Genomic DNA, 20,807 nt, shown 5'->3' with positions numbered 1-20,807 from the left:
AAATCCAGAGGCGGCGCCTGCTTTTTATTGCCGCATTCCCCGCCGATCCTGCCGTAAATGGCGCGGTTGTCGCCGCATTCCGGGCGAGAAGGGTGTTTCTTCGGGGCTTTTGCGCCGACGGCGGAACGACGTTGCGAGACGGCGGGTTGGTTGATCAACGTTATGGAGGACAGAAACAATGTCGATGACCTACGCCAACGCCGAGACCGAAGCCCGCACCGAGGACACCGCCTTCGTGCCGCGCTACGCCCGCAACACCAGGGCCAAGAAGTCGGTGAAGACCTGGATGATACTGGCCCCGATCGGCGCCGTCGTGCTGCTGGGCAGCGGCGTCGCCATGGTGATGGGTGGCGGCGAACAGGCGGCGCCCGCGCCGGCTGCCGAGGCTGCGGCCCCTGCGATGCAGACCGCACCCGCCGCGATGACCGCCGCCGAGACGCCCGTAATGCCGGCCGCTTCGATGGAGACCGCTCCGGCCCCGACCGTCGCGCCGACTCCCGCTGCGCCCGCGCCGGTCGCCCGTCGTGCTGAACCGCGCGCCGAGCCGGTCGCCCGTCGCGCCGCCTCGGCTGTTGAACGCCCGGCCGCCGCTCGCGTCGAGACGCCCGCCGCGCCGACTGGTCCTCAGCCTTATGCGGCCCCGGCCAGCCCCGCGGCCAGCACCAGCCAGCTGAACACCGCGCCTACTGCGGCCCCGTCGCCGGTTCCGGTCGTGACTACGCCGGCTCAACCGACCGCCCCGTCGATCACGGTTCAACCGCTGAACTGATCGCGGTCCAAGTGAAGAAGAGCCCCGGCTTCGGTCGGGGCTTTTTTATGCGCCCGCCGTCACGCGCCAGATGACATTGCCCACGTCGTCGGCGACCAACAGCGCGCCAAGCCGGTCAATCTGAACCCCGACGGGCCGCCCCTGCGCCTGACCCTGTGCGTTCAAGAATCCAGTCAGCACATCCTGCGGCGGGCCGGCCGGGCGACCGTCCACGAAGGGCACGAAGATCACCTTGTAACCGCTGCGCACGCTGCGGTTCCACGACCCGTGCTGACCGACGAAAGCCCCGTTCCGCCACGCCGACGGCAACAATGCCGCCCCTTGCCCGAACATCAGCCCCAACGAGGCGGTATGGGCGCCTAGCGCATAATCCGGCCGGATCGCGCGCGCGACCATCTCCGGATTGGCCGGCGGCCGCACATCGACGTGCTGACCATAATAGCTCCACGGCCAACCATAGAAGCCGCCCGGCGTCACCGAGGTCATATAGTCGGGCGCCAGATCGTCGCCGATCTCGTCGCGTTCATTGACCGCCACCCACAGCTTCCCGGTCTGCGGGTTCCAGTCCATGCCGACCGGATTGCGCAGGCCCGAGGCATAGATGCGCCGCGCGCCCGTCGCCGGATCGATCTCCAGGATGGCGGCGCGATCCACCTCTTCGTCCAGGCCGTTCTCGCCGACGTTCGAGTTGGAGCCGACCCCGACATACAGACGCCGCCCGTCAGGACTGGCGACCAGGCTCTTGGTCCAGTGGTGATTGCGACCGGCCGGCAGATCCGTGACCTTGGTCGCGGCGGCGTCGATGCGCGTCTCTCCTGTCCGATAGGGGAAGGCCACCACCGCATCGGCGTTGGCGACGTACAGCCGGTCCCCGACCAGGGCCATGCCGAAAGGCGAGTTCAGGCCGGTCAGGAAATCCGTCTTCGTCTCCGCGACTCCATCGCCATCGGCGTCGCGCAGCAGGACGATCCGGTTCGGGCTAGGCACGCCGGCGCCCGCCTTGCCCATGACCTTGCCCATCACCCAGCCGCGCAGACCGCCCTTCTTGTCCTCAGGCTTGGGCGGCGCATTGGACTCCGCAACCAGGATGTCGCCGTTGGGCAGTCGATAGAGCCAGCGCGGATGATCCAGCCCCGCCGCGAACGCCTGTACCCGCAGTCCCGCCGCCGCGACCGGCGTCACCCCTTGAGGCCAGCTTGCCGCAGGCGCGATATTGACCGTTGGAAACAAACCCTGACGCGGCGCGGGCAGTTGCGGATTGGCGCCGAACCCGGCCTCGGGCGGCAAGGCCGCCTCGCCGCCACAGGCCGCCAGCCCCATCACCGCCGCCGCTGCGGTGGATGCGAGAACGGACTTGAACAGGGCGGACATGATCGCGAAGCCTCAGCGAGGGGGTTGGGCGGGGAACTCCAGCCGATTGACATCATAGCCCAAGGCGCGCGCCCGTTCGGTCAGGCTGCGAACCTGCGCCGCGCTGGGCAACTCGCGCGTATAGATGAACAGGCGCTCGAACGTCGGATCGGCCGAGATGAACCAGCTATAGTCGTCCGCCCGGTCCAGCACCCAGTAATCCCAGGTCACGAACCCGGCCAGATACTTGACCCTCAGTTTTGCGTTCGTGCCGGGGTCCAGGATTTCGCCCCGTCCGCCAATGGCCTTTTCCTTGCCCTGAGGCGTGTCGACCTGACAGGTGTCGCGCACATCGACGCGCATGCCCTCCACCGGCGTATAGATGGACGCTCCCGCCACGCAGCCGTCGGTCAACCGATCCGGCAGACGCGCGATCTCGTGCCAGCGCCCGGACCACAGACGCTGGACATCGACCGGCTTGGCGGGCTGGGGCGCGCGATATTCGGAAGGAGACGGGGCCGTGACGCAACCGGCCAGGGCGACAGCGGCGACGGCCGAGGCCATCAAGGATTTCAGGCTGGACATGAGCGTTTCCGTTTTGAAGCCATAAGCCGCTTTCGGCGATCCTGGTTCCGTTACGTTCCGGCGCAGAAATCGGACGCCGCGGGCCGAAAATCTCACAGCGGACGACAGTAACCCTCGCTTGTCCCCTGGCGCGCATTGGCGTTGTCACATGGCGTTCGACGGAGACGCCTCGGTGAATATCGCCACCCTGACCAGAAACAGCCTCACCCTGCCCCCCGCACGCCTGACCCACCTTCAGCGGCTGGAGGCCGAGAGCATCCACATCCTGCGCGAGGTGGCGGCCGAGTCCGAGCGCCCGGTCATGCTGTATTCGATCGGCAAGGACTCGGCCGTGATGCTGCATCTGGCGCGCAAGGCCTTCTATCCTTCAAAGCCGCCCTTCCCTCTGCTGCACGTCGACACGACGTGGAAGTTCCGCGCCATGTACGCCCTGCGCGAACAGGCGGCGGCCGATCTGGGCGTCGAACTACTGGTCCATCAGAACCCGGAGGCCGTGGCGCGTGGCATCAATCCGTTCGACCACGGCTCGGCCTTGCATACGGACCTCTGGAAGACCGAGGGGCTGAAACAGGCCCTGACCCTGCACGGCTTCGACGCAGCCTTCGGCGGCGCCCGGCGCGACGAGGAGAAGTCCCGGGCCAAGGAGAGGATCTTCTCGTTCCGCACGGCCGAGCATCGCTGGGATCCCAAGAACCAGCGGCCCGAGCTTTGGCGGCTCTACAACACCAGGAAACGGCCCGGCGAGAGTATCCGCGTCTTCCCCATCTCCAACTGGACCGAGCTGGATGTCTGGCAATACATCCATCTGGAACAGATCCCGATCGTGCCCCTCTACCTCGCCGCCGAACGGCCGGTGGTCGAGCGTGACGGCGCCCTGATCATGGTCGACGACGACCGGTTCCGGCTGCGGCCCGGCGAGACGCCGCAGATGAAGTCAGTCCGCTTCCGCACCCTGGGCTGCTACCCCCTGACCGGGGCGGTCGAGAGCACGGCCGCGACCCTGCCCGAGGTCATTCAGGAAATGTTGCTGACCACCACGTCCGAGCGGCAGGGACGGATGATCGACCACGACCAGTCCGCCTCGATGGAGAAGAAGAAGCAGGAGGGCTATTTCTGATGGCCCACCAGTCCGACCTCATCGCCCGCGACATCGACGCCTATCTGGACGCCCACCAGCACAAGAGCCTGCTGCGCTTCATCACCTGCGGCAGCGTGGACGACGGCAAGTCTACCCTGATCGGCCGGCTGCTCTACGATTCCAAGATGATCTTCGAGGATCAGATGGCGGCGCTGGAGGCGGACAGCCGCCGCGTCGGCACGCAAGGCGGCGACATCGACTTCGCCCTGCTGGTCGATGGCCTCGCCGCCGAGCGCGAACAGGGCATCACCATCGACGTGGCCTATCGCTTCTTCTCTACCGAAAAGCGCAAATTCATCGTCGCCGACACGCCCGGCCACGAGCAGTACACCCGCAACATGGTCACCGGCGCCTCGACCGCCGACGCCGCCGTCATCCTGATCGACGCCCGTCGCGGCGTCCTGACCCAGACGCGTCGCCACGCCTATCTGGTCAGCCTGCTGGGCATCCGTCACGTCATTCTGGCGGTGAACAAGATGGACCTGATGGGCTGGTCGCAGGATGTGTTCGACGCCATCGTCGCCGACTTTTCCGCCTTCGCCGGTCAGATCGGGCTGAAGGGCTTCGACGCCATTCCGATGTCCGCCCTGCGTGGCGACAACATCACTGAGGCCAGCAATCATTCGCCCTGGTACGCCGGTCCGCCGCTGATGAGCCTGCTGGAAACGCTGGAGGTTGGGGACGATCTTCAGGCCGATCCGTTCCGCCTGCCGGTCCAATGGGTCAACCGGCCCAATCTCGACTTCCGCGGCTTCTCCGGCCAGATCGCCGCCGGAAACGTGCGCACCGGCGATCCCGTCCGCGTCCTGCCGTCAGGCAAGACCTCGATTGTCGCCCGCATCGTCACCGCCGACGGCGACCTGGATCAAGCCGTCGCCGGCCAGTCGATCACCCTGACCCTGGCCGACGAGATCGACGTCTCGCGCGGCGACGTCCTGGCTTCAGCCGACGCCCCGCCCGAGGCCGCCGATCAGTTCGAGGCCACCGTGGTCTGGATGGACGACGAGCCGCTGTTGCCGGGCCGTCCCTACCTGCTCAAGATCGGCGCCAAACTGGTCGGCGCCACCATCACCGAGCCCAAGCACAAGGTGAACGTCAACACCCTGGAGCAACAGCCGGCCAAGCGTCTGGAGCTGAACGAGATCGGCGTCTGCAACCTGTCGCTGGACACCCCCGTCGCTTTCGCCCCCTACAGCCAGAACAAGGACCTGGGCGGCTTCATCCTGATCGACCGGATCTCGAACCGCACGGTCGGGGCGGGCCTGCTGAACTTCGCCCTGCGTCGCGCCCACAACATCCACTGGCAGGCCCTGTCGGTGGACAAGGCCGCGCGCGCCGCGATCAAGAACCAGAAGGGCCGCGTCATCTGGCTGACCGGCCTGTCCGGCGCCGGTAAATCCACCATCGCCGACCTGGTGGAAAAGCGGCTGCACGCCGACGGTCGCCACACCACCCTGCTGGACGGCGACAATGTCCGCCACGGCCTGAACCGCGACCTGGGCTTCACCGAGGAGGACCGGGTCGAGAACATCCGCCGCGTCGCCGAGGTGTCGAAACTGATGGTGGACGCCGGCCTGATCGTCCTGGTCAGCTTCATCTCGCCCTTCCGCGCCGAGCGCCGTATGGCCCGCGATCTGCTGGGAGATGGCGAGTTCGTCGAGGTCCATGTTGACACCCCCCTGGCGGTCGCCGAGGCCCGCGACGTGAAGGGTCTGTATAAAAAGGCGCGCGCGGGCGAGTTGAAGAACTTCACCGGCATCGACAGCCCCTACGAAGCCCCCGAACGCCCCGAGATCGTCGTGGACACCACCACCATGTCGCCCGAAGACGCCGCCGAGCGGATCGTCGCCTGGCTGGACGGCCGGTTCTCGACCGATGATTTCAGCATCTGACCCTTGGCGGTGGGTCGCGGCTAGGTCACCTTGGAACCTTGACCGTTCGACACACGCTCTAGAGGCCGATGACCAATCCGATCCGACAACTGGACCTCGCCGCCCTGGAACAGTCGCAGGTCGCGCGGATCGCCGGGATGAATCTGACGATCGGCGGGCTGATCAGCGCCGGGGTGATTCTGCTGGTCGCCTTCGCCGCCCACTGGCTGGTGACGCGGTCGCTGCGCCGACTGCGCGAGCGTGCGGATCGCAGCCGCCAAGCCGTCTATCTGCTGGAGCGTCTGGCCGGGTACGCCATCATCGTCGTGGGCATCATGTCGGCCCTGTCGGCGGCGGGGCTGAACCTGTCGTCCCTGACGGTCTTTGCCGGCGCCCTGGGCATCGGCGTGGGCCTGGGGCTTCAGGGCGTGGTCAAGGAGTTCGTTTCCGGCCTGTTCCTGATCTTCGACCGAATGGTGTCGGTCGGCGACTATATCGAGATTGAGGACATCGGCATTCGCGGCGCCATCATGGAGATCGGCCCGCGGGCGGCCCGCGTCCGCACCAACGACAACGTCAATGTCCTGGTGCCCAACTCGCGCTTCATCGAACAGCCCGTCACCAACTGGACCATGAAGGGCGACACACGCCGCATCCATGTGCCCTTCTCCGTCGCCTATGGATCGGACAAGGGTCGGGTCCGCGACGCCGTACTGGCCGCCGCCCGCGCCAGCCCCTTCACCCTGCCCGAGACGGAAGCCCGCAAGAGCCAGGTCTGGCTGGTGGCGTTCGGCGACAAGGGCCTGTCGTTCGAACTGCTGGTCTGGCCGACGCGCGAGGCGGTCAAACGCCCCGCCGCCATGCACGCGGCCTATACCTGGCTGATCGCCGACGCGCTGGAGGCGGCAGGCGTCGAGGTGCCGGTGCCCCAGACCGACCTTCGCCTGCGCACCGCCTTCGGCCTGGAGGGCGACGAGGCCCTGAAACGGCTCGGCTATGGCGTGGGCGCCCCGCCCCGACCGACCCGCCCCCAACGCACCGCCCAGACCGCCAACGACGCCGCCGACGACGTCATGGCCGACGACGAGGTGGAAACGCCCGCTGCGCCGAGCGCACGGACGGACTAAAATAACCCGTCACCCTCGGGCTTGTCCCGAGGGCCCACCCGCCCGTCGCACGGTAAAGGACGTGGATCAGCGATCTCGATCCGCCCCCAAACGCCCGCATCTGCCTCAGCCGTAGGCCCTCGGGACAAGCCCGAGGGTGACGGGAGGGGGTTAGTGTTGCGCCTTCGCCTTCAACCGCCAGGCGTGCAGCAGCGGCTCGGTATAGCCGTTCGGCTGCGCCACCCCCTCGAACACCAGCGCCCGCGCCGCCTGATAGGCCAGGCTGGCCTCGGGGTTCGGCGCCATCGGTCGATACAGCGGGTCGCCCGCATTCTGGCCATCGACCTTGGCGGCCATACGCAGGAAGGCGGCCTCCACCTGATCGGCCGTGCAGACCCCGTGCAGCAGCCAGTTGGCGATATGCTGCGAACTGATCCTCAGCGTCGCCCGGTCCTCCATCAGGCCGATGTCGTGGATGTCCGGCACCTTGGAACAGCCCACCCCCTGATCGATCCAGCGCACCACATAGCCCAGTATGCCCTGGGCGTTGTTGTCCAGCTCGGCCGCCACCTCGTCCTCGGACCAGTTGACCCCGTGAGCCAGCGGCGGGGTCAGCAGGGCCTCCAGCCCCGGCGTCTCGCGCCCGGCCACATCCTTCTGCACGGCGAACACATCGACAGAGTGATAGTGCAGCGCATGCAGGGTCGCCGCCGTCGGCGAGGGCGTCCAGGCCGTGTTGGCGCCCGTCCGGGGGTGGGCGATCTTCTGCTCCAGCATGTCGGCCATCCGATCCGGCGCGGCCCACATGCCCTTGCCGATCTGGGCCCTGCCCGACAGGCTGCATTTCAGGCCGATGGCGACGTTGCGCGCCTCATAGGCCGCGATCCAGGCGCTGGACTTGATGTCCGCCTTTCGCACCACCGGCCCGGCCTGCATGGCGGTGTGGATCTCGTCGCCGGTGCGGTCCAGAAAGCCGGTATTGATGAAGACGATCCGGTCCTTCACCGCGTGGATACAGGCCGCCAGGTTGGCGGATGTCCGCCGCTCCTCGTCCATCACCCCGACCTTGATCGCATGGCGCGGCAGGGCCAGCAGATCCTCGACCGCATCGAACAACCGGTCGGTGAAGGCCGCCTCGTCCGGCCCGTGCATCTTGGGTTTGACGATATAGACCGAGCCCGTCGCGCTGTTGCCGAACCCACCCAGCCCCTTGATGTCATAGAGCGCGATCAAACTGGTCACGATCGCATCCATGATCCCCTCGGGCGCGTCCGACCCGTCGGCCAGGCGGATGGCCGGCGTGGTCATCAGGTGTCCGACATTGCGCACGAACAGCAGGCTGCGCCCCTTCAGGATCACCGTCGATCCATCCGGCGCCGTCCACTGGCGATCCGGCTCCAGCGCGCGGGTCAGGGTCTCGCCGCCCTTCCTGAACGTCGCCGACAGATCGCCCCGCATCAGACCCAGCCAGTTGCGATAGGCCTCGGCCTTGTCCGCCGCATCCACGGCGGCGACGGAATCCTCCAGATCGACGATGGTCGTCAGGGCCGATTCCAGCACCACGTCCGCCAGACCCGCCGCATCGCCGCGCCCGACCGGATGGCTGCGGTCAATGACCAGTTCGATGTGCATGCCGTTGTGCGCCAGCAGGATCGACGCGGGCGACGCCGCCTCGCCCGTAAACCCGACGAACTGTCCCGCATCTTTCAACGCGGGCGACAGTGCGCCGTCGATGACCGACCAGCCGATCACGTCCACATGCGACCCTTCGGCCAGCGGCGCCGCCTCGTCCAGGAAGGCCTTGGCCCGCGCCACCACCCTCGCCCCGCGCGCCGCGTCATAACCGCCGCCGGCCGGCAGATCGCCCAGGGCGTCCGTGCCATACAGGGCGTCATACAGACTGCCCCACCGCGCATTGGCGGCGTTCAGCAGGAAGCGTGCGTTCAGCACCGGCACGACCAACTGCGGCCCGGCCATCTGCGCGATCTCGGCGTCCACGCCTTCGGTGCCGATGGCGAACGCCGCCGGCTCCTGCACCAGATAGCCGATCTCCCTCAGAAAGGCCTCCGACGCCCCCACGTCATAGGGCTGGCCTCGCCGCGCCCGATGCCAGTCATCGATCTGGGCCTGCAAGGCGTCTCGCCGTTCCAACAACGCCCGGTTTTCCGGCGCAAACTGCTCGAAGATCTTCGCCGCCCCGGCCCAGAAGGTCGCCGCATCCAGCCCCAGCCCCGGCAGCACATCCTGCTCGATCAGGGCGATCAGCTCGCCCGCGACCTTCAGCCCGGCGCGATCTTCATGGGTCGTCATGACGGCCTCTCCCCGGCGCGACGCCGGCCTGTAACAATGCGTGATCAGGTAAGCCGAGGCCGCGCCGCTCCGCAAGGGTCACGTCGCGTCATCGCGGTCGCTTTTCGTCGAAGGCGGGCCGTTCGAGCCCCGCACCCGGTCAGAAACTCTTAACCGCGTCCGTGAACGGGACCGCAAGCGGCGGCGCCTATTGTGAGCTTACGGACGAACTCGCGTCCGGCCAGTCGAGCGTATCGCCCATGCTGTTTCTTTTGAACGATGTCGTGTTCGACCTGGACGAGGCCTGCCCGGTCACGCCCGCCGACACGCGCCGGTTCGAGAAGCTGGAGTTCGACTATGTGCTCGAACTGGGCTGCGAACTGTTCGCCGAGGATCCGCTGCTGCATCGCAACGATCCCGAACGTGCGCGCCGCCTGGCCTGGCTGATCGCCCAGCGCAGCCCGGACGTGAACGCCGCCCTGTTCGCCGCCCCGGCCCCCGCCTGCAACCCCGACCTGGTCGAGCCGCGCTTCTGCGCCCTGCCCGAGCAGGTCATGCACCAGCTTCAGGCCAAGGGCCGTCGCCTCGACGCAGTCTCCGCCGACCGCGCCGTCTGGAACCGCCTGGCCGCCTGATCGCGGCCCGAAAACGCAGTCAGAAGACCGCGTTGAACACCACGTGGACCAGCGTCGCCACGACCACGATAAAGCCGAACCCGACCGCCAGCCCCAGGGCCGGATGGAGGGGCGCATGTTCGCGATGCGTGTGGGCGATACGGTCTTGAGGATGGATGACAGCCATCGTCTTTGTCCTTTCCCTAATGATCCCGGATAAATCCGGGAGGGGAGCGTCGGACTCTGACGGCCTGATCGTCTCCTCCAGAAGAGAGCATGACTCCAATATCCCCTGATGGCGAGGGGTTATTTGATATGGTGCAATTCCGTGACTTTGAAGCGTGTCCGCGCTAGTCGCGCGCCATGTCCTCACTGACCCTGCCTGAAGAAGCGGCGCGCCGCCGGACCTTCGCCATCATCGCCCACCCGGATGCGGGCAAGACGACCCTGACCGAGCATATCCTGCTGGCGGGCGGCGCCATCCGCGCGGCCGGGGCCGTGCGGGCGCGCGGCGAGAACCGGCGCACGCGTTCGGACTGGATGAAGATCGAGAAGGAGCGCGGGATTTCCGTCAGCGCCTCGGTCATGACGTTCGAGCACGACGGCAAGATGTTCAACCTGCTCGATACGCCGGGGCACGAGGACTTTTCTGAAGACACCTATCGCACCCTGACCGCCGCCGACTGCGCCATCATGGTGCTGGACGCCGCCAAGGGGATCGAGCCGCAGACGCTGAAGCTGTTCGAGGTGTGCCGCCTGCGCGACATCCCGATCATCACCTTCATCAACAAGCTGGACCGCGAGGCCCAGGACCCGATGACCCTGCTGGACGACATCGCGTCGCGCCTTCAGCTGGACCCCGCCCCGATCTGGTGGCCGGCCGAGAGCGGCAACCGCCTGCGCGGCATGGTCGAGGTCGGGACCGGCCGGTTCCAGCCCTATACCCGCAAGATCGCCGGCTCGGCCGAAGACCCGGATCACCCCGCCGCCCTGCCGCTGGACCAGGCGGCGCAATATTTCGAGGCCGGCGAGCAGGATAATCTGGCCGAGGCCGTCGAACTGGTCGAGGGCGGCTATCCCGCCTTTGACCGCCAGGCCTTCCTGGAGGGCCACATGACGCCCGTACTGTGGGGTTCGGCCCTGCGCCACTTCGGCATCGACGAACTGCTGAAGGCCATCGGCGACTGGGCGCCCGCGCCCAAGACAATGAAGGCCAAAAAGGAGTCTCCGCCCGAGACCCGCAACGCCCCCGCCCCCGTCGAGACGGTGGTCGAACCGGGCGCGAACGAGGTCACCGGCTTTGTCTTCAAGGTCCAGGCCAACATGGACCCCAACCACCGCGACCGGATCGCCATGTTCCGCATGGCCTCGGGCGCCTTCAAGCGCGGCATGAAGCTGAAGGTGCAGAACACAGGCAAGTCCCTGTCGGTCAATGCGCCGATCATGTTCTTCGCCTCGGACCGGGAGCTGGCCGACGACGCCTTCGCCGGCGACGTGATCGGCATTCCCAACCACGGTGTGCTGCGTGTTGGCGATAGCCTGTCGGAGAGCGGCGTGGTCCGCTTCGCCGGCCTGCCCAACTTCGCGCCCGAAATCCTGCAACGCGTGCGGGTCAAGGATCCGCTGAAGGCCAAACACCTGAAGAAGGCGCTGGAAGGTCTGGCCGAGGAAGGCGTGACCCAGTTGTTCCGTCCCGAGATCGGCTCGGACTTCATCGTCGGCGCCGTGGGCCAGCTTCAATTCGAGGTCATGGCCGACCGCCTGGGCGAGGAATACGGCCTGGACGTCATCTTCGAACCGTCCCCCTACGCCGAGGCGCGCTGGGTCAACGGATCGGACGCGGACATCGAGGACTTCTCGGGCAAATACCGCCCGCAGATGGCCCGAGACATCGACCAGGCCCCCGTCTTCCTGGCCAAATCCAGCTGGGAAACCGGCTACGTCGGCGAACGCTTCCCCAAGATCGCCTTCACCAAGACAAAGGAGCGCGGCTGATCTTCCTTTGGTCACGCGACTGCGTCATGGTCTCCTGATGTCGTCTCTGCTCGCCCTTTCCAGCGCTGTCTTTATGCTGCAGACCGCCCCGTCCGTGGGGCTGGTCTCGTATAACGAGGCTGTGCGCTGTGCGGGGCTGACCCAGGCGGCGTCCGAGCTGGAAGGCGGCGAGAGCGTGCAGGGGCGGCGGCTGTATGATGCGGCTCTGTATTGGTCGCTGGCGGCGATGCAGGCGGCGACGGCGGCGGGCAAGGCTGCGCCGGCTGCCGAGGCCGATCAGACGCGGGCGCGGATCGCGGCCGTGCGGCTGCTGAACGGCGACGCGCCCGAGGCCAGGGCTGCCCTGCAACGCTGTCAGCAGAAGACGCCGAACCTCGACTAGATTGTCCGCATAAGGCCAAGTCGAACCGCTTTCGCGGCGCTGCGTTTGCACTGAACGCCCCGAGAGACGCAGTCTGCGTCCCGAAGCGGGATAACTGAGGTTCAGCGCATGTTCGAATTCGGCCGTGATCTTCGAAAACTCTTCGCCCAGGCGCGTGAGAGCGAAGACTTGGGCTGGGTCGAGCTGATCGGCGCGGACCTGTTGCAGGCCGAGGCGCGGCGCGAAACGATCGATTCAGGCCGCGTGTCCTGCGCCCGCCCCTTCGAAACCGAGCACCGCGCATGCGCCCTGTGGCGTGAGCATGCCCGGCGCGGCGGCGCTTCCGACAGTCTGGAGCGCGCCGAACGCTGCGCCGACAGCCTGGCGCGCACGGCTGTGGGCGAGGATCAGGTCGCCCTGGCCGCGATGGACAAGGCGGCGGTGCTGATGCTGCGTTTCGACCTGTGCGGCGATCCCGCGCGACTGGATCGGGCGCTGGCCACCCTTGCGGCCGTCGGTCGCCCGCGCAGCCGACGCATCGCGGCGGGCGTGGCTGCGCTGCACGCCCGGCTCAAGGTCCGCACCGCCCGGTTGACCGGCGATGTCGCCAGCCTGTCCGACGCCGCCGTGCTGATGGACGCAGCGGTGCACAGCGACGACACGCACGACATGGACCTGCGGATGGATCGGGCGGCCCTGTCGCTGGAGATGGGCGTGGTTCAGCGCGACGTGCGCTTGCTGGATCAGGCCGGCCGGGACCTGGGCGCACTGGTCGAGACCGCCTCGCCGGATCATCGCCCCCTGACACGCGCCCGCGCCCTGGCCCTGTGCGGCGCGGGCCTGTCGGCGCTGGCCGCCATCGCCGGTCACGAGGAGGCCCGCGCCCAGGGCCGGATCATGTTCGACGCCGCCGCCGATCAGTTCACGCCCGACCACAGCCCGCTGGACTGGTCTGCCATTCAGGTTCTGCGCGCCGGCGACGACGCCCAGCCTCTGATGCTGCTGAACCAGGCCGAAAGCCTGACGCAAGGCGGCGCACTGATCATCGGCGCCCTGGTCCGCGAACGTCGCATCACGCGAGAGGTCGCCCTGGCCGAAGCGGTCAAGGACACGACGGCCCTGATGACGCTGGAGACCCGCCTGCGCGCACGGATGTCGCAGGCCACGCCGCTGGACTGGGCCGCCGATCAGATCGGCATGGCCGAGATCATGCGGGCCCGCCATCGTCTGGGCGGCACGGCCCCGGCCGATCTCGGCCTGATCCTGGCCGAGGCCGCCATGACCGCGCGCGAACTGGGCGTCGAGGCCTTGGCCGACCGCGCCGAGGCCCTGCTGAACGCCTAGGGCCTCAGCCGCCCATGGCGACGAAGGCGCCGTTCAGGAACTTCGTCTTGCCATAGGCCAGACGCTGACCATCGTCGGCCAGCACGCGGCCGCCGGCGGCTTCCAGCACGGCCTGACCCGCTGCGGTGTCCCACTCCGAGGTCGGGCCGGTGCGCGGATAGGCGTCGAACCGCCCCTCGGCGATCAGGCAGAATTTCAGCGACGAATCCGTCCCCTGCCAGCGCGAGCAGCCATGACGGGCGGCCAGACGCGTCGCTTCCTCGTCAGTGACGCTGTGGCTGAGCAGGGCCATGCCCTCTTGAGGGCGGTCACGCACCCGGATCGGCCGCCAGTCCTCGCCCGCATGGGCCTCGCCGGCCTGAAGGGCGCCGAACTGACGCCGGAAGGCGCCGCCTTCGGGCTTGTCGGTGCGCCAGGTCGTCGCCGTCGCCGGCGCCGTCACCACGCCCGCGACAGGGTAACCTTTATGAATCAGGGCGATATTGACCGTAAACGCCTCGCCCCCGCGCACGAAGCCGCGCGTGCCGTCCAGCGGATCGATCAGCCAGAACCAGTCCTCGGCGCTGGCGGGGGCGCCGTTCGTCGAGACCGCCTCTTCCGCCACCGTCTGGACGCCGGGATACAGGGCCGCCAGCCGTTCCAGGATCAGGGCCTCGGCCGCGCGGTCGGCCTGGGTCACCGGGCTGTCGTCGGACTTGGTCTCGACCGCCGTGCCTGCGCGCCAATAGGGCAGGATCAGCCGCGCGGCCTCCTCCGCGATCTCGGCGATGGCCAGGGAAAGCGCGCCGGACTTCAGATCGCGCGCCAGAACAGTTGTGGAGGAGGTCGTCATTGGCGGGTCGATAGACCATCCGGGCGGTTCCATGAACCGGCAAATCACTCCAACTTCGCGCGCGACACGAACTGTGACCTGAGCGCGCCAGACCTATGACCCCGACCCACGACGCAGACGCCGCTCCGCTGGACCTTCCCGTCGATGGGACGGAGCTGGCCACCTACATCGCGGCCAAGCTGTGCCATGACTTCATCAGCCCATCGGGCGCCATCGTTTCCGGCCTGGACCTGATGCAGGATCCGACGGCTCAGGACATGCGCGACGACGCCCTGGCCCTGATCGAACAGAGCGCGCGCAAGATGGTCGCCCTGGTGCATTTCGCCCGCGTCGCCTTCGGCGCCGCCACCACCAGCGAACGGTTCACGGCGCGCGAGATCGAAGGCCTGGTGTCGAACATGGTCCAGGGCGGCCGCGCCTCGCTGGACTGGCGCATCGCCGACGGCGAGTTTTCAAAGCCCCAGGCCCGCGCCCTGACCAACCTGGCCTATCTGACGGTCGGCGCCCTGCCGATGGGCGGCGTCGCCGTGATCCAGTCCCGCACCGAAGACGGCCTGCTCTATCTGGAAGGGTATGCCGAGGGCGCCCGCGCCCGGCTGAAGCCCGAAGCCGTTGTCGGCCTGGCCGGCGAACGCCTGACCGAGGGTCTGGCGGGGCAATGGATCCAACCCTACTGGCTGTGGCTGACCATCAAAGAGGCCGGCGGGGCGTTACGCGTCAAGGTTGAAGACGGCAAGGTCTCCCTGATCGCCCGAATGCCCGCCTGATTTCCAAGTCCCAACGACTCATTAACTGGCGTCTGAGATAAAAAGGGTCCATGCGCCTCGGGCGAAAGCCGCCGTGTCTTTGAGGGATCGATCTTGGACTTCCGAACCTGCCTGATCGTCGACGACAGCCGCATCATCCGCAAGGTTGCGCGCCGCATCGTCGAGGGCCTGGGCTATGAGGTCGATGAGGCCGCGGACGGCTCCGAGGCCCTGGCCTATTGCACCGGCGCCATGCCCGACGTGCTGCTGGTGGACTGGAACATGCCCGTGATGGACGGCATCACCTTCCTGCGTCGTCTGCGCGCCATGCCGGGCGGCAAGCAACCCAAGGTGCTGTTCTGCACGATCGAGACCCGCCCCGAGCGGATCGCTGAAGCTTTGGCCGCCGGCGCCGACGACTATGTCATGAAGCCTTTCGACGGCGAGATTCTGCAATCCAAGCTGACGGAGGTCGGAGCGATCGCCGCATGACCCCAGAGGACTTCGACAAGCTGCAGTCCCTTCTCGCCACCCGCGCCGGCTACCGGCTGTCGCGGGATCGCATCCACCTGGCCGAACACCGGCTGGGACCGATCGCGCGGCGCGAGGGCTATGCCAATGTCGAGGCCCTGCTGTCGAACCTGTGGGCCAATCCGGTCGCCTCCCTGGCCTGGTCGGTGATCGAAGCCCTGCTGAACGCCGAGACCTGGTTCCGTCGCGACCGCACCCCCTTCCGCATCCTGGAAACCGAACTGCTGCCGGCCCTGTCCAAGGCGCGGCCCGATGGTCGGATCAAGGTCTGGTCGGCCGGCTGCTCGACAGGGCAAGAAGCCTGGTCCATCGCCATGACCGCGATGGAGGTCGGGGTCGATGTCGATCTGGTCGCCACCGACCTGTCGGCGCGCGCGATCGAAAAGGCGCGCTCGGGCCTCTATACCGGCTTCGAGATCCAGCGCGGCCTGACGGCCAAGACCATGCTGCGCTGGTTCGAACCGATGGACGACCAGTGGATCGTCAAGGCCGAGCTGGCCGACGCCGTGCGTTTCGGCCGCGCCAACCTGCTGGACGAACCGACCGACGACGCGCGGTTCGACGTCATCTTCTGCCGCAACGTCCTGTCCGACATGGAGCCGACGCGGCGCGCTCGCCTGCTGGACGGGCTGGAACGCCGCCTTGTCGATGACGGCTGCCTGTTCCTGGGCGCGGACGAAAAGCTGGAGGGCGAGACCGTCGCCTTCCGCGCCGTCAACGGCCGCCGCGGCCTGTACGTGAAGGCGCCCTCGGCGCTTCGACGCGCCGCCTGAACATTCGGCGGCTGAGTCAGACCGACCAACGCATCAGCATAACTCAGAAAAGGTTCGTCACAGCGATCACGACGAGGTCACGGCGAACACGACGGAGCCGTGTCCGGTTCGGAACGTCTTGATGGCCTGCGGCGGCGAAGCCGCAGATCGATCAACGGCCTGGACATGAAGTTGAAAGGAGCCGACGCGTATTCGGTCTCGTCGTGTTCGCCGTGACCTCGTCGCGCCCGTTGTGATGAACCCCTCCCAGGCCCCCATCAACTCAAGCGCCGATGGCTCTAGCCCGCGTGCAGTTCCTGCTTCACCCGCTCCGCCAAAGTCTTGATGTCCAGTGGCTTGGGCAGGAAGGACACCCCGACCTCGTCCTGCAACAGGTCCGAGAAGTCGCTCTCGGCATAGCCCGAGATGAACATCACCGGCGCATCGCCCAGATACTGCCGCGCCTTTTTCAGCAATGACGGTCCGTCCAGACCCGGCATGATGACGTCCGAGATCATCATGTCGATCTGGCCCGCGTGCTCCTCGGCCAGCAGCAGGGCTTCCTCGCCGTCGGCGGCCTCGATCACCTCATAGCCACGCTGACGCAACAGGCGGGCGGCGATGCCGCGCACGGCGTCCTCGTCCTCGACGAACAGGATGCGGCCGGCGCCCGACAGGTCGCGCGGCGTCTTGACCTTGACCTCGACCGGCAGAACCTCGGCCAATTCCGCCTCGCCCGCCGCCGGCAGGAAGATGCGGAACGCGGCTCCCATTGTCTTGGAGTCTGGCCCCTCGATATTGCTGACGGTGATATGGCCGCCCGCCTGCTGGGCGATGCCGTATACGGTGGCCAGGCCCATGCCCGTGCCCTCGTTCACCGCCTTGGTGGTGAAGAAGGGCTCGAAGATCTTGTCCGCCAGTTCGGGCGGCACGCCGGGGCCGGTGTCCGACACCTCGATCAGGGCCACCTCGTCCGTCGGCGCATCGACCCAGCCCAGGGCCCGCGCCTCGTCGCCCGTCAGGCGACGCGTGGCGATGGTGACGACGCCTGCGCCCGGCTCGACCACGCCGCGCATGGCGTCGCGCGCATTGACGGCCAGGTTCATCACCGCCGTCTCCAGCTGCGACTTGTCGGCCAGCACCACCGGCAGGTCGCGGCCGTAGTCCGTCTCCAGCCGCACGTCTTCGCGCAGCAGACGACGCAACAGGATGGCGAACTCGCCGACCAGTTCGCCCAGGTCCAGCCGCTCGCGGCGAACGGTCGATTTGCGCGAGAAAGCCAGCAGCTTCCTGACCAGATCGGCCGCGCGAATGGCCGTCTGGCGGATCTCGTTCAGCCCCTCGTACGAGGGATCGCCCACCGGGTGCCGTTCCAGCAGGCCCGACAGCTGAAGCTGGATCGCGGTCAGCAGGTTGTTGAAGTCGTGCGCCACGCCCCCGGCCAACTGGCCCACGGCCTGCATCTTCTGGGCCTGGTTGAGCTGAAGCTCCATCGACTTCTGGCCCGACACGTCGAACAGCCAGATGCGCCGCTTGTCGCCCTCGGGCGCTGCATACAGATGCAGCATCTTGTCGGGATAGGCGCGCGCGATCAGCTCGATGGGACCCGAAGACCCGGCCGCCAGCTTCAGCCGCGCCTCGGCGACGCCGCCCGGATCGAACAGATGGCCGAAGGCCGCATCGCGCGCCGCGCCCGGCCCGGTCAGAACCGCCAGCGCCGGATTGGCGTCTTCCGCCCGGCCGGAAAACAGGTCGTCGCCGCCGATGACGGCCGAACCGAACGGCGCGCCGGCCGCCATGGCGCGGGCCTCGCCGGTCGCGGCGGCGGGCGCATGGACGGGCGCCGAGGCGATGGGCAGGACCGCGTCGGGCGCCGCGCGCATCAGGAACCGGCCCTCCCCCGTCCTGCTGTCGCCAACCTGGCCGATCACGACCTCGATCTCGCGCGCGCCGATCATGACGATGGCGCGGCCCGGCTCGCCTTTGCGCGCCTGGGCGAAGGCCATGTAGAGGGCCTGGGCCGACTTGCCACGCGGCAGGGCGCCCGTCGCTCCGTTGGCCTCGGCCCAGGCGGCGTTGAAGGCCAGTATCTGTCCTGAATCCCACACCAGGGCGGCCGGCTCGGCCATGGCCTCCAGCACCTCGATGGCGGCGTCGATGCTCGGCTTGGCGTTGGCGGCACGACGGAAACCGAACAGGCCGATCAGCGCGATCATCCCTACCGTCAGGATCAGCACCAGCCCCGGCGCCGAGGTCGGATTGTCGCGAAACGCCGGATAGGCCAGGGCGGCGATAGCCGCCACCACGCCGAACGCCATCACGGCCGACAGCAGATCGAACGAAGGGCGTCGGGTGGACGTCATGCAGCCTCGCGAATCAGTGGCCAGATCATACGCTCAAATCCTGACGCACTCTTACCGACGCTTTCTGGACTGGAAGACGAAGCCGATGATCTTGGCCGCGGCGTCGAAATGCTCGCGCGGAATGATCTCGTCCACCTCGACCGTGGCGTAGAGCGCGCGCGCCAGCGGCACGTTCTCCACGATCGGCACCCCGTGTTCGGTCGCCACTTCGCGGATGCGCAGCGCCAGCGCATCGACGCCCTTGGCCACGCAGATCGGCGCGCCGTCGCCCTGATCCGGCTCATAGCGAAGGGCGACCGCATAGTGGGTCGGGTTGGTCACGATGACGGTGGCCGTGGGCACATTGGCCATCATCCGCTGGCGGCCGCGCTGCATGCGGATCTGCTTCAGCTTGGCCTTGATGTGGGGGTCGCCCTCGGACTGTTTGAAGTCTTCCTTCAGCTCTTCCTTGGTCATCCTCATCCGCTTGGCGAAGCGCATCTTCTGCCAGATGAAGTCGGCGCCTGCGGTCGCGGCCAGCAGCAGGATCGAGGCGAAGAACAGCGACACCGCCATGTCGCGCGCCAGCGGCAGGATCGCCAGCGGGCTCATGGACACCATGTTCTCGAACTCGCGCACATGGGGCTTCAGCACCATCCAGCAGACCACGCACACGGCGATCAGCTTCAGGAAGGTCTGGACGAACTGCATCAGTCCGTCGGGTCCGAAGATCCGCTTGAACCCCTGCAGCGGACTGACGGCCGACCATTTCGGCTTCAGCTTCTCGGCGGTGAAGATCAGGCCCGACTGCGCCAGATTGCCCCCCACGCCGCCCAGTATGGTCGCCAGCATGACCGCACCCAGGAAGGGCGCCATGGCCCAGACCGCCCGCACCATGATCTGGTTGCCGGCGCCCGAGTTCAGCGTGCCCAGCATCTCGTGCGGAGCGGCGATGAACGGCAGCATCTGTTCGGCGATGGACGAGGCGAACCAGCTTCCGCCCATCAGGATCACCGCCGCCGCACCCGCCAGCGACAGCACCTGGGCGACGTCGGGCGACTTGGCCGCATCGCCCTTCTTTCGGGCGTCCTCAAGCTTTCGCGGGGTCGCCTCTTCGGTTTTCGACTCGGGATCCGCGCCTTCAGCCACCAGGGCCTCCAAACACGAAATACTCCGCCAGGCGGCGGTAGCGGTCGATGAAGATGGTGCCCAGCGCCCCAAGGCTCAGCGCGAAGATCGACAGGCCCAGGATGACGCTCAAGGGCGCGGCGGCGAAATAGACCTGGAACGACGGCATGACCCGCGCCACCAGGCCGGACGCCAGGTTGAAGATCAGGGCGAACACCAGCACCGGCGCGGACAGCTGGATTCCCAGCATGAAGCTGTCGCCCAGGGTGCGCACCGCCATCTGGGTGAAGTCCGCCATCACCAGCGGCTGGGCCGGCGAGATCAGGCGATAGGATCCCACCATGCCGGCGATGAACAGGTGATGCGTGTCGGTGGCGAACAGCAGCGTCACCCCCAGCAGGGTCAGGAAGGCGGCGATGGTCGTGCCCGGCATGGCCTGCATCGGGTTGGCGGTCTGCGAAAAGCTCAGGGTCGTCTGCAACGACACGATCTCGCCCGCCGTCGACAGGGCCGTCATGAACATGCGCAGCAACAGGCCGATCATCAGGCCCACGACCACCTCGCGGATGATCCATCCGGCCATCAGCCCCACGCTGTCGGGCAGGCCCGGCAGCGATCCGCGCACCACGGGCCACAGCGCCAGGCTGATGACCAGGGCCAGCGACAGCCGCACGCGCGGCGGCACATAGGCCTCGCCGAAACCGGGGATCAACATCAGGATCGCCGCGATCCGGGCGAAGATCAATCCCCCGGCCCAGACCTGATCGGCGGTCGCATAAGCCTCCACTACATCCCCGCGATGCGGGCCGCGATCTGGCGCATGAAGCCGCCCAACAGGGCGCCCATCAGCGGCAGGAACAGGATCAGGCTGATGAAGATGGCGATGATCTTGGGCGCATAGATCAGGGTCTGTTCCTGGATCTGCGTCAGGGCCTGGAACAGGCCGATCACCACGCCGACCACCAGGCCCACGATCAGGACCGGCAGGCACAGCTGTATCGTCAGCCAGATGGCGTCACGCCCGACGTCCAGAACTTCCGCGCCGTTCATCGGC

The 20,807-nt window shown here is 67.5% G+C and carries 20 protein-coding genes; 11 read left to right on the top strand and 9 right to left on the bottom strand.

Translation table 11 applies throughout. The features are described 5' to 3' along the window. The first annotated feature begins 184 nt into the window (after positions 1–184). Positions 185–769: a hypothetical protein gene (locus tag AC3ISA_RS08775; protein WP_489177582.1), complete on the top strand. Its 585-nt coding sequence runs from the start codon at positions 185–187 to the stop codon at positions 767–769. Between the two features lie 45 nt (positions 770–814). Here the strand turns inward: AC3ISA_RS08775 and AC3ISA_RS08770 are convergent, their stop codons facing one another. Further along, on the bottom strand, positions 815–2,140 hold the full coding sequence (locus AC3ISA_RS08770) for a PQQ-dependent sugar dehydrogenase (RefSeq protein WP_489177581.1): 1,326 nt from the start codon (positions 2,138–2,140) through the stop codon (positions 815–817). Between the two features lie 12 nt (positions 2,141–2,152). After that, positions 2,153–2,704: a lipocalin family protein gene (locus tag AC3ISA_RS08765; RefSeq protein ID WP_489177580.1), complete on the bottom strand. Its 552-nt coding sequence runs from the start codon at positions 2,702–2,704 to the stop codon at positions 2,153–2,155. A gap of 148 nt (positions 2,705–2,852) precedes the next feature. Between AC3ISA_RS08765 and cysD the strand changes: the two genes are divergently transcribed. From cysD to AC3ISA_RS08750, 3 genes are all read left to right on the top strand, one after another. After that, entirely contained in the window at positions 2,853–3,821 is a 969-nt protein-coding gene (gene cysD / locus AC3ISA_RS08760; protein WP_489177579.1) for a sulfate adenylyltransferase subunit CysD, read from the top strand. Beyond that, positions 3,821–5,734, top strand: coding sequence for a sulfate adenylyltransferase subunit CysN (cysN, locus tag AC3ISA_RS08755; RefSeq protein ID WP_489177578.1), 1,914 nt, complete (start codon positions 3,821–3,823; stop codon positions 5,732–5,734). The genes cysD and cysN overlap by 1 nt, the downstream gene beginning before the upstream one ends. Positions 5,735–5,802: 68 nt before the next feature. Continuing rightward, positions 5,803–6,840, top strand: a complete 1,038-nt coding sequence (locus AC3ISA_RS08750; RefSeq protein ID WP_489177577.1) for a mechanosensitive ion channel family protein — start codon at positions 5,803–5,805, stop codon at positions 6,838–6,840. Between the two features lie 150 nt (positions 6,841–6,990). Here the strand turns inward: AC3ISA_RS08750 and AC3ISA_RS08745 are convergent, their stop codons facing one another. Continuing rightward, on the bottom strand, positions 6,991–9,129 hold the full coding sequence (locus tag AC3ISA_RS08745; RefSeq protein WP_489177576.1) for a malate synthase G: 2,139 nt from the start codon (positions 9,127–9,129) through the stop codon (positions 6,991–6,993). Positions 9,130–9,368: 239 nt separating this feature from the next. On the opposite strand from AC3ISA_RS08745, the gene AC3ISA_RS08740 reads away from it, so the two are divergent. Further along, a complete protein-coding gene (locus AC3ISA_RS08740; protein ID WP_489177575.1) occupies positions 9,369–9,743 on the top strand; it encodes a hypothetical protein in 375 nt (124 codons plus the stop codon). 19 nt (positions 9,744–9,762) lie between these two features. Here AC3ISA_RS08740 and AC3ISA_RS08735 read toward each other — a convergent pair whose 3' ends face one another. Then, positions 9,763–9,909 (bottom strand): hypothetical protein, encoded by a 147-nt coding sequence (locus tag AC3ISA_RS08735; protein ID WP_346494474.1) that lies wholly within the window; start codon positions 9,907–9,909, stop codon positions 9,763–9,765. Positions 9,910–10,085: 176 nt separating this feature from the next. Here AC3ISA_RS08735 and AC3ISA_RS08730 point away from each other — a divergent pair, with 176 nt between their 5' ends. The 3 genes from AC3ISA_RS08730 (at position 10,086) to AC3ISA_RS08720 (ending at position 13,422) form a co-directional block, all read left to right on the top strand. Next, positions 10,086–11,717 carry a peptide chain release factor 3 gene (locus tag AC3ISA_RS08730; RefSeq protein WP_489177574.1) on the top strand — a complete coding sequence of 544 codons (1,632 nt, stop codon included), beginning with the start codon at positions 10,086–10,088 and terminating at the stop codon, positions 11,715–11,717. A 73-nt stretch (positions 11,718–11,790) separates the two neighbouring features. Next, the gene (locus AC3ISA_RS08725; protein WP_489177573.1) at positions 11,791–12,099 is read left to right on the top strand and encodes a hypothetical protein; all 309 of its coding nucleotides are present in this window, start codon (positions 11,791–11,793) and stop codon (positions 12,097–12,099) included. A gap of 108 nt (positions 12,100–12,207) precedes the next feature. Further along, on the top strand, positions 12,208–13,422 hold the full coding sequence (locus AC3ISA_RS08720; protein WP_489177572.1) for a hypothetical protein: 1,215 nt from the start codon (positions 12,208–12,210) through the stop codon (positions 13,420–13,422). A gap of 4 nt (positions 13,423–13,426) precedes the next feature. Here the strand turns inward: AC3ISA_RS08720 and cysQ are convergent, their stop codons facing one another. Then, positions 13,427–14,254, bottom strand: a complete 828-nt coding sequence (cysQ, locus tag AC3ISA_RS08715) for a 3'(2'),5'-bisphosphate nucleotidase CysQ (protein ID WP_489177571.1) — start codon at positions 14,252–14,254, stop codon at positions 13,427–13,429. A 95-nt stretch (positions 14,255–14,349) separates the two neighbouring features. On the opposite strand from cysQ, the gene chpT reads away from it, so the two are divergent. The 3 genes from chpT (at position 14,350) to AC3ISA_RS08700 (ending at position 16,304) form a co-directional block, all read left to right on the top strand. Continuing rightward, positions 14,350–15,021, top strand: a complete 672-nt coding sequence (gene chpT, locus AC3ISA_RS08710; protein WP_489177570.1) for a histidine phosphotransferase ChpT — start codon at positions 14,350–14,352, stop codon at positions 15,019–15,021. A gap of 93 nt (positions 15,022–15,114) precedes the next feature. Beyond that, a complete protein-coding gene (locus AC3ISA_RS08705; RefSeq protein ID WP_017505646.1) occupies positions 15,115–15,492 on the top strand; it encodes a response regulator in 378 nt (125 codons plus the stop codon). After that, positions 15,489–16,304, top strand: a complete 816-nt coding sequence (locus AC3ISA_RS08700; protein ID WP_428153781.1) for a CheR family methyltransferase — start codon at positions 15,489–15,491, stop codon at positions 16,302–16,304. Before AC3ISA_RS08705 ends, AC3ISA_RS08700 begins: the two co-directional genes overlap by 4 nt. 278 nt (positions 16,305–16,582) lie before the next feature. Here the strand turns inward: AC3ISA_RS08700 and cckA are convergent, their stop codons facing one another. From cckA to fliQ, 4 genes are read right to left on the bottom strand one after another with little or no spacing between them, the layout of a single operon-like run. After that, the gene (cckA, locus tag AC3ISA_RS08695; RefSeq protein ID WP_489177569.1) at positions 16,583–18,646 is read right to left on the bottom strand and encodes a cell cycle histidine kinase CckA; all 2,064 of its coding nucleotides are present in this window, start codon (positions 18,644–18,646) and stop codon (positions 16,583–16,585) included. A 51-nt stretch (positions 18,647–18,697) separates the two neighbouring features. After that, a complete protein-coding gene (gene flhB / locus AC3ISA_RS08690) occupies positions 18,698–19,774 on the bottom strand; it encodes a flagellar biosynthesis protein FlhB (RefSeq protein ID WP_489177568.1) in 1,077 nt (358 codons plus the stop codon). Further along, positions 19,767–20,540, bottom strand: coding sequence for a flagellar biosynthetic protein FliR (gene fliR, locus AC3ISA_RS08685; RefSeq protein WP_372691341.1), 774 nt, complete (start codon positions 20,538–20,540; stop codon positions 19,767–19,769). Before fliR ends, flhB begins: the two co-directional genes overlap by 8 nt. Continuing rightward, entirely contained in the window at positions 20,540–20,803 is a 264-nt protein-coding gene (gene fliQ / locus AC3ISA_RS08680; protein ID WP_372691342.1) for a flagellar biosynthesis protein FliQ, read from the bottom strand. The genes fliR and fliQ overlap by 1 nt, the downstream gene beginning before the upstream one ends. Between the last annotated feature and the right edge of the window lie 4 nt (positions 20,804–20,807).

It is taken from the genome of Brevundimonas sp. KH_058 (assembly GCF_057838505.1).
The sequence above is the reverse complement of the archived record's forward strand: the minus strand, read 5'-3'. Positions and strand labels throughout refer to the sequence as shown.

Excerpts from the sequence above, each read along its gene's own strand:
- AC3ISA_RS08775 (WP_489177582.1), top strand. The coding sequence starts at position 185 with ATGACCTACGCCAACGCCGAGACCGAAGCCCGCACCGAGGACACCGCC.
- AC3ISA_RS08770 (WP_489177581.1), bottom strand. The coding sequence starts at position 2,140 with ATGTCCGCCCTGTTCAAGTCCGTTCTCGCATCCACCGCAGCGGCGGCG.
- AC3ISA_RS08765 (WP_489177580.1), bottom strand. The coding sequence starts at position 2,704 with ATGTCCAGCCTGAAATCCTTGATGGCCTCGGCCGTCGCCGCTGTCGCC.
- cysD (WP_489177579.1), top strand. The coding sequence starts at position 2,853 with ATGGCGTTCGACGGAGACGCCTCGGTGAATATCGCCACCCTGACCAGA.
- cysN (WP_489177578.1), top strand. The coding sequence starts at position 3,821 with ATGGCCCACCAGTCCGACCTCATCGCCCGCGACATCGACGCCTATCTG.
- AC3ISA_RS08750 (WP_489177577.1), top strand. The coding sequence starts at position 5,803 with ATGACCAATCCGATCCGACAACTGGACCTCGCCGCCCTGGAACAGTCG.
- AC3ISA_RS08745 (WP_489177576.1), bottom strand. The coding sequence starts at position 9,129 with ATGACGACCCATGAAGATCGCGCCGGGCTGAAGGTCGCGGGCGAGCTG.
- AC3ISA_RS08740 (WP_489177575.1), top strand. The coding sequence starts at position 9,369 with ATGCTGTTTCTTTTGAACGATGTCGTGTTCGACCTGGACGAGGCCTGC.
- AC3ISA_RS08735 (WP_346494474.1), bottom strand. The coding sequence starts at position 9,909 with ATGGCTGTCATCCATCCTCAAGACCGTATCGCCCACACGCATCGCGAA.
- AC3ISA_RS08730 (WP_489177574.1), top strand. The coding sequence starts at position 10,086 with ATGTCCTCACTGACCCTGCCTGAAGAAGCGGCGCGCCGCCGGACCTTC.
- AC3ISA_RS08725 (WP_489177573.1), top strand. The coding sequence starts at position 11,791 with ATGCTGCAGACCGCCCCGTCCGTGGGGCTGGTCTCGTATAACGAGGCT.
- AC3ISA_RS08720 (WP_489177572.1), top strand. The coding sequence starts at position 12,208 with ATGTTCGAATTCGGCCGTGATCTTCGAAAACTCTTCGCCCAGGCGCGT.
- cysQ (WP_489177571.1), bottom strand. The coding sequence starts at position 14,254 with ATGACGACCTCCTCCACAACTGTTCTGGCGCGCGATCTGAAGTCCGGC.
- chpT (WP_489177570.1), top strand. The coding sequence starts at position 14,350 with ATGACCCCGACCCACGACGCAGACGCCGCTCCGCTGGACCTTCCCGTC.
- AC3ISA_RS08700 (WP_428153781.1), top strand. The coding sequence starts at position 15,489 with ATGACCCCAGAGGACTTCGACAAGCTGCAGTCCCTTCTCGCCACCCGC.
- cckA (WP_489177569.1), bottom strand. The coding sequence starts at position 18,646 with ATGACGTCCACCCGACGCCCTTCGTTCGATCTGCTGTCGGCCGTGATG.
- fliQ (WP_372691342.1), bottom strand. The coding sequence starts at position 20,803 with ATGAACGGCGCGGAAGTTCTGGACGTCGGGCGTGACGCCATCTGGCTG.